This window comes from Niallia yueguangensis (assembly GCF_052663115.1).
The window spans coordinates 22,061-35,797 of sequence record NZ_JBQTCX010000017.1 but is presented as its reverse complement, the minus strand read 5'-3'; the positions used below and the strand labels follow the sequence as shown (position 1 = coordinate 35,797).

Sequence of the window (13,737 nt, the reverse complement as noted above, 5' to 3'; positions counted from 1 at the left end):
AACTCCTCACCCCTCTAATTTACGATGCTGTCTCTGTTTTGCTGCTCTTCTAAAATAAAAAAATAACTTCTGAAATAAGAACCCTGCAACCAAAATCATGACCATTAACAACGTAATCGTTGCACCAGGGGGTGTTCCTAACTGATAAGATGAAAATAACCCAGTAAAAATACTAAAAACAGCGACACTTATTGCCGTAATAAAGACCCATTTAAAGCCTTTAACAAGCTTGATGGCAAACGCTGCTGGTAATACTAATAAAGCAGAAACTAGTAACACTCCAATAGTTGGAATAATTACAGATATTGCAATACCAGTTAACACACTAAAAGCAACAGATAATAGATTTGTATTAACACCACTAGTTGCAGCAGTATCTTCGTCAAATGTCATTAAGTACATTTGCCTTCTTAAAATGAGGAAAAAAAGCAGAATAATAACGGACACAGTCGCCAATACAGCAACTTGCTGGTCTGTAATAGTAATAATGCTGCCAAATAAATATTGATCGATACTCGCAGTTACCCCGCCCTTTGAAATACTCATAAGAAACAATGCTAATGACAATCCAGCAGCCATCAAAATAGCAATCGATACTTCTGAATAAGTATGATAGGCTCTTCTCATCACTTCGATCCCTAACGCCCCTACAATAACAATTAACATGCTAGAAAAAGTAAGATTTTGGTGGAAAAAGAAACCGATTGCTACTCCAGCTAATGATATATGAGACAGCGTATCTGCCATTAAAGCTTGTCTTCTTAACACTAAAAATACCCCTATAATAGGTGCAATAATAGCTATCATTCCGCCTGCCCAAAACGCTCTTTGCATGAATTCAAGGTCAAACATTTCCATCCACCTTTTTCTCCTTTCTCTATATGAATTATTTTATCTAAATAATCCTCTACTTCATCCTGGTCATGTGTCACCATCACTACGGTACGATTATGCTCCGTTACTTGATGCTTCATAAATTTATAAAAGCCTTTTCTGCTTTCAGTATCCATGCCTGTAGTCGGTTCATCTAGAACTAATAAATCTGGTTCAGAAGACAATATTCGTGCAATAATAATCTTTTGTTTTTGTCCTCCAGATAAATCCCCTACTTTTTTATGACGATACTGCCACATATCAACCATATCTAACGCTCTTTTTACCGCTTCATGATCCTTTTCTTTTAAGCTTTGAAACCATTTCTTTTTTTGATATCTTCCTGAACGAACAAGTTCTAATACGGTGCTTGGAAAACCGACATTAAAAGAAGAAATTTGTTGTGGAACATATCCAATTGTCAGCTTTTTCCCACTGCTGTTTATTTTACTAATATGTATTTGACCAGACCACGGTTTTAATAAACCTAATAAAAGCTTTAATAAAGTAGACTTTGATGCACCATTAGGTCCGGTGACTCCAACAAACTCGCCGCTTTCTAATTCAAATGAAACACCGTCTAATGCTGGTATATGATCATACCCAAACTTAATATTTTTTATTGTTGCAAGTTTCATTTTTAACGCTCCCTTCTTTTCATTTGGCTATTTTCCTATAGAATGTTGCTTTTAAACTCGCAGCCTGAATACACTTCGCTTTCCGTGGGCGAGCGTCGAGCCTCCTCGTCGCATACGCTCCTGTGGGGTCTCGTCTTTCTCGCATTCCCACAGGAGTCTACGTATATTCAGTCTGCTGAGTACTACTTCTCCCATTTTTTTACATAAAAAAAACAACTAACTTTGAGAAAACTGCCTTTCATTTTTACCATGAAATTTTTATATAAACAGCCTAATACATATAGAAAAAGCGTGTGAGTACAACTGTCACACACGCCAACTTATTATACCACATGAATTATTTAAAAAGAGACTTTTTAAGCTGCGCTAGATTTTCTTCCATTACAGAGATATAATCTTTACCTGCCTTTTGATCTTCTTCACTTAATCCTTCTAACGGATTTAATACTTCTGTTTTTGCTCCTACTTCATTTGCTAACGTATCAGCAACTTTTGTTGATGCTAACTCTTCAAAATATATCACTTTAATTTGGTGTTCTTTCGCAAAATCCTTCAATTCCGCAAGTTTTGCAGCGCTAGGCTCTTCTTCTGGTGAAAGACCAGCAATCGGTACTTGAGTCAGCCCATATTCTTTTGCTAAATAAGAAAATGCCGTATGCTGTGTAATAAATTCATTGCTGCTTTTGTCTGCAAGCTCTGTTTTATATTTATTATCTAGATCTTTTAGCTTTTGCAAAAATGTTTCACTATTCTCTTTATAATACACTTCATTGTTTGGATCCGCTTTTATGATGGCGTTTGTAATAGTTTTCACTTCTTGTTGCGCAAGCACTGGGCTTAACCACACATGAGGATCTAATTCATGAGAATGTTCATGATGTTCTTCCTCTTCGTGATGTTCTTCTTCATGAGCTTCTTCTTCATGAGCTTCTTCTTCTGGCTCTAATCCTTTCATTAACGTAATATCTTTACTTGCTTCAACAAATGAAACATTATCACCCTGGATTGTTCCCTTTATATCCGGTACCCATGTTTCCATTTCGGCACTATTATAAATAAATAAATCAGCACTTTGAATATTGCCTATATCTTTTGGAGTAGGCTCCCAATCATGTGGTTCGATCGTAGAAGGAATCAACAATGTAACATCTGCTTTATCCCCTGCTATATTTTTCGTAAATTCATACATAGGATAAAACGTTGTGACAATTTGAAGTTTATCCTTTTGGCTGGAATCTTTTGTATCAGCATTCTTTTTACTGCTGCAGCCTACTATTAAAATAAGTACTGAAAAAGTAACTAGTATAGTTTTTAATAGTTTCATCTTGATTTTCCCCATTTCTTTTTTATGTAGTAGTTCGTACTCATTCCGATTTAATACGTAAAGAAATATATGATGATTGAATAGAACGGTTCACTTTAATCAAAACGATTACGATTATTGATTCTATACTATTTTTTTTAATAAAGCAATAGATTTTCTTAAATTAGCTTATTTTCCTCTAAGCAGGTTACATACAGTATTTCCACTAAAAAAATTCATAAACATATGCATATTTATTTTTATTGTGGATATACTATTAATAATCATAATAAAAAGCATTACCTAATTTATACATTATTTTAGGTAATGCTTCTATAAAAATAAGATGTAAAGAATTAAAATCTTACTACTCTTCCATTAAATACTCCTTGCCAATAACCGCTTGTCATAGAAGCGATGGCAACACCTGTAGAGCTTTGTGAACCGATGAATTTCCCTCCACCTACGTAGATTCCAACATGTCCATCTTGTTTGTAAGTATCAAAAAATACTAAATCTCCTGGCTGCATATCACTTGCAGAAACTCTTGTACCTTGATTTTTTAGTGCATCTGTACTAGAACCAATATTGTAGCCAGCTTGAGCGTATGCCCAATGAACGAAACCAGAGCAGTCAAATAACCCATTTGCAATATCTGAAGCTGTTCTGCCTCCTCCAAATTTATAAGTTGAGTTTCCAATATATTTATATCCAGCTGTAATAACAGACGATTTACCGCCGCCAGCACTTACATTGCTAGTATTAACAGCTGCATTATTATCACTGCTGTCAATAGAGCTTTTTGTTTTATTACTTGAAGTGTTTGCTCCTACTGTTGAGCTAACTAATGTATTTAATTCAGCTTGCTTTTTCTCTGCAAGCATTGCTTTAATGGCACTTTCTTTCGAAGCAAGCGAGCTGTCTTTCTGTTCTAATTGAGCTTTTAGCTGTTTATTTTCTTGTTCTTTTTGCTTTAATTCTTTTTTAGACTTTTCGTTTTGTTCTTTTTGTGCAAGGATTTGCTTTTGCATTTCTTCTAAATCAAGTTTCATATCATTTAGACCTGCTAGTTTTTCCTGCACTTTGTTTTGTTTTTCTTCCAAGTCTTTTTTATCTGCTTCATTGCTTGCAATTAAATCTTGATCTGCTTCCATAATAGTTGCAACCGCACCAACTCGGCCTACAAAGTCTTTAAAACTTGCCGCTCCTAATAAAACGTCAATATAATCGACACTTCCGCCATTTTCTTGGAAAGTTCGGGCTCTATCTTTTAATATTTGATTTCTTTTTTCAATTCTTTCTTGTAAATCTTTTATTTCCGTTTCTAAATCAGCAATTTCTTTTTTTGTTGCAGCAATTTTATCTTTTGTTTCATTAATAAGCTGCGTGTTTTCTTCTACTGCTTTATCCACTCGTTTAATTTGTTCATTTAATGCTGTTAATTTTTCCTGTGCTTCGACTATTTTAATTTCCGCATCAGATATTTGTGATTGTAATGCTGTCCGTTGTTGTGAAATATCTGATTGTTTCGATGCACTCGCATTATTTGCCGGGAAGACAAAGCTGCTGCCAAGTCCAAGCAAAATAGTGGTGTTTAATACTATTAACTTCTTTTTCAACATTTCATTTCCTCCTGAACCTTCTAAATATCTCTTTATCTATCGATCACTTTATATATGTATATGTAAATTATTATGTAGTAATTATGTAGTGAAAAGACTTTATATACTATAACATATTTTATTAATAGGACCAATTCATCTTTTCAAATGATGCTTTGTAACTATCAACTTTTGTCACAAATAGAAGTATAACATCATAATTTGTCATTTAAGTAATAAGAATATTACAGTTATATTTCAAATTGTTATTTTCGTTAACTATTCACAATTTGTTCAAATCCCTATTGATAGCCTTTTCATAAGTTGGAAAGCGTTTTATTTACCATTTACCCCGTATTAATTTGTTGTAACCTTTGTTATAAACAAACATCAGCGGATAAAATATAATTATTACAAAGCTATTTTACTACAAACCGTAATATACTTTTTTCTGCATTATTCGACATTTTGTAGAAATTTGTATTTAAGATATAATAGAACTCCATTGACTTATTTAGGACTAATAAAAAAAACGATTACTTATGTTAGGATGTATAAAATAATGAAAAAAATAATTGTAGTCGGTGGTGGTATATTAGGTGCTTCCACCGCATATGAATTAGCTAAAAATGGAGCAGATGTAACCATTATAGACAGAGAAGATGCTGGAAGAGCAACAGCTGCTGCTGCAGGAATTATTTGCCCTTGGATATCACAGCGTAGAAATAAAAGATGGTATTTATTAGCAAGTGAAGGTGCGAAGTATTATCCTAGATTAATAGAGGATTTAGCAGAGTATGGAGAATTCTCAACAGGATATGCAAAAGTTGGCGCATTAAGCCTTCATTCTGATCACCATAAATTAGAAGCGATGCTGGATCGGACGATAAAAAGAAAAGAAACAGCACCTGAAATCGGTGATGTTAACATATTATCTCCGAATGAAGTACAAAACTTATTCCCCCCACTTGCAGATGGCTATGGAGCCGTTTATGTCAGCGGTGCAGCTAGAGTAGACGGATTGGCCCTTCGCAACGCGCTTATTCGCACCTGTGAAAAACTAGGTGCGACATTTTTGAAAGCAAACGCTTCACTACTTTTCGAAGGAAAAAAAATTATAGGTGTTCAAACAGAGGAAAAAACGATATTAGCAGATGAAACAATCATAACTGCTGGGGCTTGGGCTAATGAATTATTACAACCTTTACAGCTTTCCTTTCAAATACAGGAACAAAAAGGACAAATTATCCATTTGCAATTACCAGACACAGACTGTAGCAGCTGGCCGGTAGTAATGCCACCCCATGATCAATATATACTTTCACTAGATAATAACCGTCTAGTTATTGGTGCAACACATGAAAACAATACCGATTTTGATTGTCGATTAACAGTTGGCGGCATAAAGGAAGTGTTTGATAAAGCATTACAGTATGCACCTGGTTTATTAAACAGTACTTTTCTGGAAGCAAAAGTTGGCTTTCGTCCATTTACTGCTGATTTCCTGCCAGTATTCGGTAGAGTAAACGATTATGAAGGAATGCTTATTGCCAACGGTTTAGGGGCATCTGGATTAACAATGGGGCCATTTATTGGCCAGCAGCTTGCTAAATATGTATTACAAATAACACCAGATATTAACTTTGACGATTATTCAGTAGACGACTGTATTTTAAAAAAATAACCGATCAGAAAAGAGCAAAAGAGGAAAAATCTACTAACTACGCCACGGCCTTATGTCTTCGTCGATTGACTCACATCCTGCGAGCCTGTGCAAAACTCATTAGTCTATTCTCATGGGTTGTTGCACAGCTCTTTTTTTCTATGGCTGTTTTCTCAAAGTTTGTTGTTTTTTTACGTAAAAAAATGGGTGAAGAAGTGCTCAGCAGACGGAATACACGTAGACTCCTGAGGGAATGTGAGAAAGACGGGACCCCACAGGAGCATCTGCGACGAGGAGATTCGACGCTCGCTAAACGGACGAAGTGTATTCAGGCTGCAAGTTTAAAAGCAACAATCTATACGAAAACAGCCTTTCTATTTTATTAAACTAGTTTATTTCCATATTTGGTGTTTATTGCAAAAGAAAAATAACACAAACCGTACAGATATAGTATGATAAAGGTGCATGGGAGAAATTATTTCTAGGAAGAGGGACGTCTAATGATAAAACTTGTACTAACTGTAGTTGTCATTGTACTTATATGGCTATTTACACGCATTTTATTAAAAAATAGAATAAGATTAACAAATAAAAAAAGATTACGTGCAAGATTATTGCAATCTCTTGAAGTTAATCAGCATCAACATAAAAAAAGGTGATTGATCATGATAATAAACGCCAGATATTATATCATAACGTTTTGCAATAAGTTATTACAAGAAATATAGATAAATGAACGACTATTTTACAATGAAAATAGCCGTCCTATTGCACTGATTAGAAGCTATTATTTAAAACAATAAGTAAAATTTTTAAAACATATTACATGATAACTTCTATTTATACACTGGTACTTCAACATTTATCGTATAAGAGTTTAATAAATTATATAAATTGTATATTTGATTCACTTGCTTCGTAGCCCAACCGATATCTGATGCATATTGATGTGTTGCCACCCCTTTGTTAACTGCAGCAGTGGGATTCCATCTCATTTTGTAAAGTGTATCTTGACCTGAATTGATATATCCTTGAGCAATAAATTTTGCCCCACCAATAATGGCCGCTTCTGGTGTAAACCATCCTGAATTATAGGCATATTCCGCTCCACTTGTTATAGCATTACCATCATAAGCTCCGATTCCGTACATATTATAAACGGTTTTTCCATTATAGCTTACACCACTAGCGAGTGTAGAGGTCCCGTTACCTGTTTCAAGTAAAGCGTGAGAAATAAGATATATTTCATTAATACCGTATGCATTTGCAGCTGTCACAAATGATGATGCTTTGCCAGAAAGAATTCCTTTACCAGCTAGTATATTTTCATTTACCTCTTCCTCATGAATCTTTGCCGCTTCCGATAATTTCAGAAACTGCATCGCATGTATATTATTTGCCACAAAATTTTGTGGGTTAATATAATAGCTTGTATCTTCCTTACTTGCACTTACCCATGATTGATTATTTTTAACTTGATACCAATAATAGCCGTCTGATCCTTTTACTTTTGCTACAACATTTAATTGATCGCCACTTTTTACATTATTGGTCACCCAGTATTCTGTCCCTGCTCCCCCTCTTAATCTCCATCCATTTCCGATTACAGTTCCTTTTGTAGCATCAGCAGTTTTAAACACAAGCCCATCTTCTCTTATGTACGTATTATATTTTTTATCTGTTTGAGGATTCACTCCCATTTGAATGGTTGTCATATCCTCAAGTGTCATGTCGTAATGTTGATAAATTGTATTTACTGTTTTATTGCTTGGTTCAGGATTTTTTTCTGATCCCTCTGATATGTATTGTGCACTTACATATCCCAATTTCCCATTTACAGAAACTTTTGCCCAGCCATCTTCTTCAGAATAAACGATAACAACTACACCTGATTCCAGCTTGTTTATAATTTTTCCAGAAGTGGATGGTTTTTCACGCATATTCAAACTAGATCCTTTATATATATTTACATATTTTGTAATTGTATTTACGTCTGTGTTCTGACTATTATTCGATTCAGCCGCCTGATTTATATTTGTATTATTATTAAGATCAGAATTGGCTTTTTTATTAGTTAGAAAGCTTGTACTAACATATCCTATTGCATTTTCAACGTTAATTTTGGTCCATCCATTTGCTTCAGATAGTACATCAACTTTTGTTTTATTAGAAAGCTTTTTCATAATAGCTGCACTAGTTGATGGCTCTTTTCTTACATTTAATGATGAGTTTTTGCTGACATTCACATATTTAGTTGCAATTTTTTTTTCTTTTTTATCCTCTAAACTGTTTTCGTTCCCTGCATTAGAGGAGGAATCATTATTTATCTTAGCAGTTGTTAGAAAATCCGCACTTACATAACCGACCCTATTATTTACCTTTATTTTCGCCCAACCATTTGACTGTGAATAAACCTCCACTTTCATTCCTCTTGTTAGCTTTGCCAAAATTTCACTTGTAGTTGTCCCGCTGCTGCGTAAATTTAAAGAAGACTTCCCCACTACATTGACATATTTTATTTCTGTCTTATTGCTTGAACTTTGTTTAATTGGTGTTGAATCAGCTGTGGATGTTTTTGAGTTTGCCAAATAGTTAGATGAAACATAGCCCTCTTTTCCATAAACCTTTACTTTTGCCCATCCATTTGCTTCCGAATAAACAGTAACAGAAACCCCTTTTGCGAGTTTAACAATAATTGATGAATTTTCAGATGGTTTCGTACGTAAATTTAAACTAGATCCTTTGTTGACATTTACGTATTTGATTTTTGGCTTTACCGGTGCTGTTTTAACGCTTTTAGCTGTTTGTTGATTCTCAGTACTCCTTGTTGTACGTAAGTAATTTGATGCAACATATCCTGTTTTTCCGTTAATAGAAATCTTTGCCCAACCGTTTGTTTCAGTAGTGACGAATACTTCGTCTCCATTTTTCAAATTAGTGATTATTTCTGTAGAAGTGGAAGGTCCTTTTCTAACATGAAGAGTAGAGTTTTTGTCTACATTTACATATTTTTTTATTTCTTTGCCTTTTATTGAATCTGCATGCACTTCATGAACGAGAAAAGGTGCAGATAATGCAGTTAAGAAAACTCCTGGTATAACGACCTTTTTCAATTTTATCTCTCCCTTAATCAAACTATATTCTATTTTATGTATAAAAAAATCGATGAATTTACCATTAATTAATACCTATACTATTACCAAATATCTTCATCGTATATCATACTATTGTCATATTTTTGTTCACAAAAGGTTAATATGAATGAGTAATAATATCGAAAGATTTTACAAAAACACTTTCTACCATTATAAAAAAAGAATCTTTATGTAAATATTTAATTTTCTTTTCAAATATATTAAGAAGTTTACAAAAAAAAGACCCGTTGCTTATTTAAAGAAACGGATCCTTTTATTTTTACTTTTTTTAGACTCTGTTAAACTTGCCTGTTGATTTCCGCTTCAGGCGTTCGCTTTCCGCGGGCGGTCCGGGAGCCTCCTCAGCGCTGTGCGCCTGTGGGGTCTCCCTCCGACTCGCTTTTCCCGCAGGAGTCTCACGCCTTCCACTCCAATCAACATAGTGCCAAAATCAACAATGAGCTTTAACATAGCCTTGTTTTAAAATGTATGTGCTAATTCTTTTGCTCTGGCAATTCCATTTTCTTTAATTTCAGCCGCTTTATGTGACTGTGCATTTTGACCTTCTATAAATAATCCTTCAAAAGACGGTACTCCAAAGAATTTCATAATTACAGAAAGATACTTATGCCCCATTTCCAATTCAGCTGCTGGCCCTTCCGAATAAATTCCTCCTCGAGCTTGAATATGAAGTGCCTTTTTATCTGTTAATAAACCAACGGGACCTTGTTCTGTATAGCTGAAAGATTTTCCTGCAACTGCTACAGAATCAATATATGCTTTCATTACTGGAGGAAATGAAAAATTCCAGAAAGGTGTGACAAAAACATATTTGTCAGCGGAAACAAATTGATCACTTAATTCACCTAAACGAGCAACTTTTTCTTGTTCTTCGGCAGATAATGTTTCAAACGCACTTCCTGATTGTAATTTTCCCCAACCACTAAAAACATCTGCATCAATATACGGAATCTTTTCCTTAAACAAATCAATATGAACCACTTCATCATTAGGATTTACTGCTTTATATTCTTCAATAAACGCTTTCCCTGCCGCCAAACTGTAAGAAACTGTTTCATTAAGAGGATGTGCTGTAATATATAATACTTTTGCCATTATAATCTTCCTTTCTTTTTTAAAAAATTATTATAAGGATAAGCCTTTTAATCATATATTATGTATGAATATATCTCCGGATAATATATCTCAAAATAATATATCTTTAATTAAGTATAAATTTATACGAAAATCTTTAGATTGTCAATCATTTTATCTTTTTCTTTTTTTAAGGCTGTTTTCGTGAAAATTGTTGCTTTTAAACTCCAGCCTGAATACACTTCGCTTTCCGTGGGCGAGCGTCAAGCCTCCTCGTCGCATACGCTCCTGCGGGGTCTCGTCTTTCTCGCATTCCCACAGGAGTCTACGTGTATTCAGTCTGCTGAGTATTTCATTTCCAATTTTTTATGAGAAAAACAACAAATTTTGAGAAAACAGCCTTTTTAAATGAGGAAAATCTTCTTTTTAATCGAGAACAGCTACAAAGAAAACAAATTTTTTGACAAAAAAAAAGAAGGGGCTTGTCTTCCCCTCCTCTTTAAATAGCATTTTTAAAACCACTGCCCATTACTACATTCATATTATGCACCGTGATAAATGCCAGTTTATCAACTTTATAAATATACTTTTTTAGTTTAATAAATTCCTGTTTTTCTAGCACAATCGTAATTACTTCTTTACGATCATTCGTAAAAGCACCTTTTGCGCTATGAACAGTTGCACTTTTATTCAAACTTTTTATGATAAATTCTTTTATTAGTTCACATTCTTCACTTATAATAACCACTTCTTTTTTAGTGCGAAATTGGCTGCTAAAATATTCAATCACAATTCCTCTAAAGAAGATGCCAAAGCAAGCATACAAACCTCGTTCTATACCAAAAGTGAATATAGCAAGGAAACAAATGGTGCAATCTGCTAATAAAACAGCCTTTCCAATATCAATTGCAAAATATTTATTTAATATCATGGCAATTAAGTCCATGCCGCCAGTTGATGCATTTTGATTAAAAACAATGACTAATCCAAGTCCTGCAATTATTGTTCCGATTACTAGTTGTAAAAATAAGTCGTGACTTAAAGCAGCCTCTAATGAATAAAATTTCTCTAACATCCATACGATAAAAGTAAGTAAAAAACTTGCATAAATGGTTTTAACGCCAAACTGAAACCCCAAAAAGGCAAAACCTAAACTAAAAAAAATAATGTTTAGAGCTAACATTAGTATTCCAAGTGAATACTTAGGAAAAAGTGCATGTAATACAATACTTAATCCACCAAGTCCCCCTGCAGCAAAATGATTAGGTTGTAAAAAGAAATGAATATTCACAGCAATAAGAAAAACCCCAACATGTAATAAAAATAAATTCCAAATACTGCTTGCGTTTACTTTTTTCTTCACCATTATTTTTCCTTTTCCCAATCAACAGATAAATCCCATGCTATAGGCTTCTCCATCCATTCTTTTACTTCTTTTATTTTAGTCGTTTTTCCTAACACCCACATTAACTTTGCCACAATTGCTTCCGTATTCATATCTGCCGATAAAATAACATCATATTGTGCTACCTTTCTACCCACTTCATATAAGAGTAGATCCTGCCCTTCTTCTAAACACTGTGTAGAAATCGTAACAGCAACACCTGCATCTACAAGTTCTTGCAGCTTAGGCAACAGATTTCTTTCTTCAAACGGCAAGCCTCCATTTCCAAAGCTTTCAATAATTATCCCTTTATAAGCTGTTTTAAGATAATCAAATATTTCTGGTTTTGTGCCTGGATGAAGTTTTAACAAAAAAACATCCGGGCATAAGCTTGTATCCATTTTAAAGGTTTCTTTTGAATCATTTGGATTCCAATAATAAGTGATGTTATTTCCTTGAATAGATGCTACATATGGATGATTAATACTTTCAAAAGCATCATAGCTTTTCGTTCTCATTTTCATTGCTCTAGTACCAATGATGACTCTTCCATCAAACACGACAAACACTCCGCCGACATTTTCCATTGCAAAGTAAATGCTGTCAGAAACATTTTTTTTCGCATCTGTTTGTTTAAAACTGATTGGCACCTGTGATCCTGTAATGACAACCGGCTTTTTTAACCCTTGCAGCATATAAGACAATGCCGCAGAAGTATATGCTAAAGTGTCCGTGCCATGTGTAATAACAAAACCATCATACTGATGATAATTTTTAGCAATAGCTTCAGCAATAATGCCCCAATGCTCCGGCTGCATATTCGTACTGTCTCTATTCATCAGTATTTCACATGTTACATCCACTGTTTCGGAATCACCTTCAAAATATTGCAAAAGATCTTCAGCAGACATACCTGGTACCAAGCCTTCTTTTCCTTCCACTGAAGCAATAGTACCACCTGTTGCAAGCAATAATATTTTCTTCATTTCCATCCTCCTCACATATTAGAAAAGCGCAGGAGCCTTGATCAGCCCCGAAGAAAAATGTTCATTTGACTCAAAAAGTGCTTTTTACTTTTAGAGGCAAAGGGTTATTTTTCACAGGGGCTAGGCACCGGAGCTAGACATCTATCTAACTTCTAAACTTTATGCTTTCTTATCTTTTACAAATATGTACGCGAAACGCGTTTTATTTTTAGTTGTATTATAGTATAATCATGAGTAATAAAGCAATAACTGTATTCGTTTTGCGTATTTTTTCTGTTAAAATAAAAATACCCATGCTATAATTAGAAAAGCGCAGGCGCCTTGATCAGCCCCGAAGAAAAATGTTCATTTGACTCAAAAAGTGCTTTTTACTTTTAGAGGCAAAGGGTTATTTTTCACAGGGGCTAGGCGCTGGAGCTAGACATAGAAAAGCTCCGGCGCCTTGATCAGCCCCGGAGTTAGACAGTTATCTAACCTTAAGAAATATTAATTCTGATACTTTAATATAAAGTGAGACTTTCGTCAGTCGGTTTTATTTATACCATGACGGAAGCCTGAGTCCTTAGGATATAAGCCACATAGACGAGGAAATAAAGACGTGGTGCAACTGCCGGTTAATAGTGGAATAAAAGGATAGGAGTGTTCGTATTTGCTGCAAATATTAAATGAACTTAGAAAACAGAAAAATTGGTCTTTACAAGAAACAGCTGATTTACTCGGTATTGCTAAAAGTACATATGCAGGCTATGAATCTGGATATCGAGAACCATCCTTACGTGCCCTAATTCAAATTGCGGAATTATTTAATGTTTCTGTCGACTATATACTTCATCGCAAAAACAATCCCTTAACAATAGAATTAACAACATATAATAAAGAGAATATTACTCTTACAGTAGACGATCAGCCTTTAACATCTACAGAATTAAAAAATATTATTGCATTTACAAAGGTTAATAGAGAATTAGATTAAGAAAACTCTTATGGAGTATACACCGTTTTCTTCATGAAAAAAAAGCTTTCCTTTAGATAAGATCTCCTACCCATAGGTTAGCTTAAT

At 34.3% G+C, this 13,737-nt stretch carries 10 protein-coding genes; 2 read left to right on the top strand and 8 right to left on the bottom strand.

Annotation, left to right across the window (positions count from 1 at the left end; genetic code table 11):
• Positions 1-6: 6 nt before the first annotated feature.
• The 4 genes from ACTYA4_RS15355 to ACTYA4_RS15340 form a co-directional block, all read right to left on the bottom strand.
• Positions 7-858 carry a metal ABC transporter permease gene (locus ACTYA4_RS15355; protein ID WP_443483071.1) on the bottom strand — a complete coding sequence of 284 codons (852 nt, stop codon included), beginning with the start codon at positions 856-858 and terminating at the stop codon, positions 7-9.
• Entirely contained in the window at positions 804-1,511 is a 708-nt protein-coding gene (locus ACTYA4_RS15350) for a metal ABC transporter ATP-binding protein (protein WP_443483072.1), read from the bottom strand. Before ACTYA4_RS15350 ends, ACTYA4_RS15355 begins: the two co-directional genes overlap by 55 nt.
• Before the next feature lie 337 nt (positions 1,512-1,848).
• Positions 1,849-2,835, bottom strand: a complete 987-nt coding sequence (locus ACTYA4_RS15345; protein WP_443483073.1) for a metal ABC transporter substrate-binding protein — start codon at positions 2,833-2,835, stop codon at positions 1,849-1,851.
• A gap of 335 nt (positions 2,836-3,170) precedes the next feature.
• The gene (locus ACTYA4_RS15340; protein WP_443483074.1) at positions 3,171-4,436 is read right to left on the bottom strand and encodes a coiled-coil domain-containing protein; all 1,266 of its coding nucleotides are present in this window, start codon (positions 4,434-4,436) and stop codon (positions 3,171-3,173) included.
• A 541-nt stretch (positions 4,437-4,977) separates the two neighbouring features.
• Between ACTYA4_RS15340 and ACTYA4_RS15335 the strand changes: the two genes are divergently transcribed.
• Entirely contained in the window at positions 4,978-6,099 is a 1,122-nt protein-coding gene (locus ACTYA4_RS15335) for an NAD(P)/FAD-dependent oxidoreductase (RefSeq protein ID WP_443483075.1), read from the top strand.
• Between the two features lie 815 nt (positions 6,100-6,914).
• On the opposite strand, the gene ACTYA4_RS15330 is transcribed toward ACTYA4_RS15335, so the two are convergent.
• From ACTYA4_RS15330 to ACTYA4_RS15315, 4 genes are all read right to left on the bottom strand, one after another.
• The gene (locus ACTYA4_RS15330; RefSeq protein WP_443483076.1) at positions 6,915-9,191 is read right to left on the bottom strand and encodes an SH3 domain-containing protein; all 2,277 of its coding nucleotides are present in this window, start codon (positions 9,189-9,191) and stop codon (positions 6,915-6,917) included.
• Between the two features lie 501 nt (positions 9,192-9,692).
• Positions 9,693-10,328: an FMN-dependent NADH-azoreductase gene (locus tag ACTYA4_RS15325; RefSeq protein ID WP_443483480.1), complete on the bottom strand. Its 636-nt coding sequence runs from the start codon at positions 10,326-10,328 to the stop codon at positions 9,693-9,695.
• 478 nt (positions 10,329-10,806) lie between these two features.
• Positions 10,807-11,673, bottom strand: coding sequence for a YitT family protein (locus ACTYA4_RS15320; RefSeq protein ID WP_443483481.1), 867 nt, complete (start codon positions 11,671-11,673; stop codon positions 10,807-10,809).
• Positions 11,673-12,677, bottom strand: coding sequence for an asparaginase (locus ACTYA4_RS15315; RefSeq protein WP_443483482.1), 1,005 nt, complete (start codon positions 12,675-12,677; stop codon positions 11,673-11,675). Before ACTYA4_RS15315 ends, ACTYA4_RS15320 begins: the two co-directional genes overlap by 1 nt.
• A gap of 649 nt (positions 12,678-13,326) precedes the next feature.
• Here ACTYA4_RS15315 and ACTYA4_RS15310 point away from each other — a divergent pair.
• Positions 13,327-13,650 (top strand): helix-turn-helix domain-containing protein, encoded by a 324-nt coding sequence (locus tag ACTYA4_RS15310; protein ID WP_443483483.1) that lies wholly within the window; start codon positions 13,327-13,329, stop codon positions 13,648-13,650.
• Positions 13,651-13,737: the final 87 nt, after the last annotated feature.

Bases quoted from the DNA above. Each gene is read 5' to 3' on its own strand.
- ACTYA4_RS15355 (WP_443483071.1), bottom strand. From the start codon at position 858: ATGGAAATGTTTGACCTTGAATTCATGCAAAGAGCGTTTTGGGCAGGC.
- ACTYA4_RS15350 (WP_443483072.1), bottom strand. From the start codon at position 1,511: ATGAAACTTGCAACAATAAAAAATATTAAGTTTGGGTATGATCATATA.
- ACTYA4_RS15345 (WP_443483073.1), bottom strand. From the start codon at position 2,835: ATGAAACTATTAAAAACTATACTAGTTACTTTTTCAGTACTTATTTTA.
- ACTYA4_RS15340 (WP_443483074.1), bottom strand. From the start codon at position 4,436: ATGTTGAAAAAGAAGTTAATAGTATTAAACACCACTATTTTGCTTGGA.
- ACTYA4_RS15335 (WP_443483075.1), top strand. From the start codon at position 4,978: ATGAAAAAAATAATTGTAGTCGGTGGTGGTATATTAGGTGCTTCCACC.
- ACTYA4_RS15325 (WP_443483480.1), bottom strand. From the start codon at position 10,328: ATGGCAAAAGTATTATATATTACAGCACATCCTCTTAATGAAACAGTT.
- ACTYA4_RS15320 (WP_443483481.1), bottom strand. From the start codon at position 11,673: ATGGTGAAGAAAAAAGTAAACGCAAGCAGTATTTGGAATTTATTTTTA.
- ACTYA4_RS15315 (WP_443483482.1), bottom strand. From the start codon at position 12,677: ATGAAGAAAATATTATTGCTTGCAACAGGTGGTACTATTGCTTCAGTG.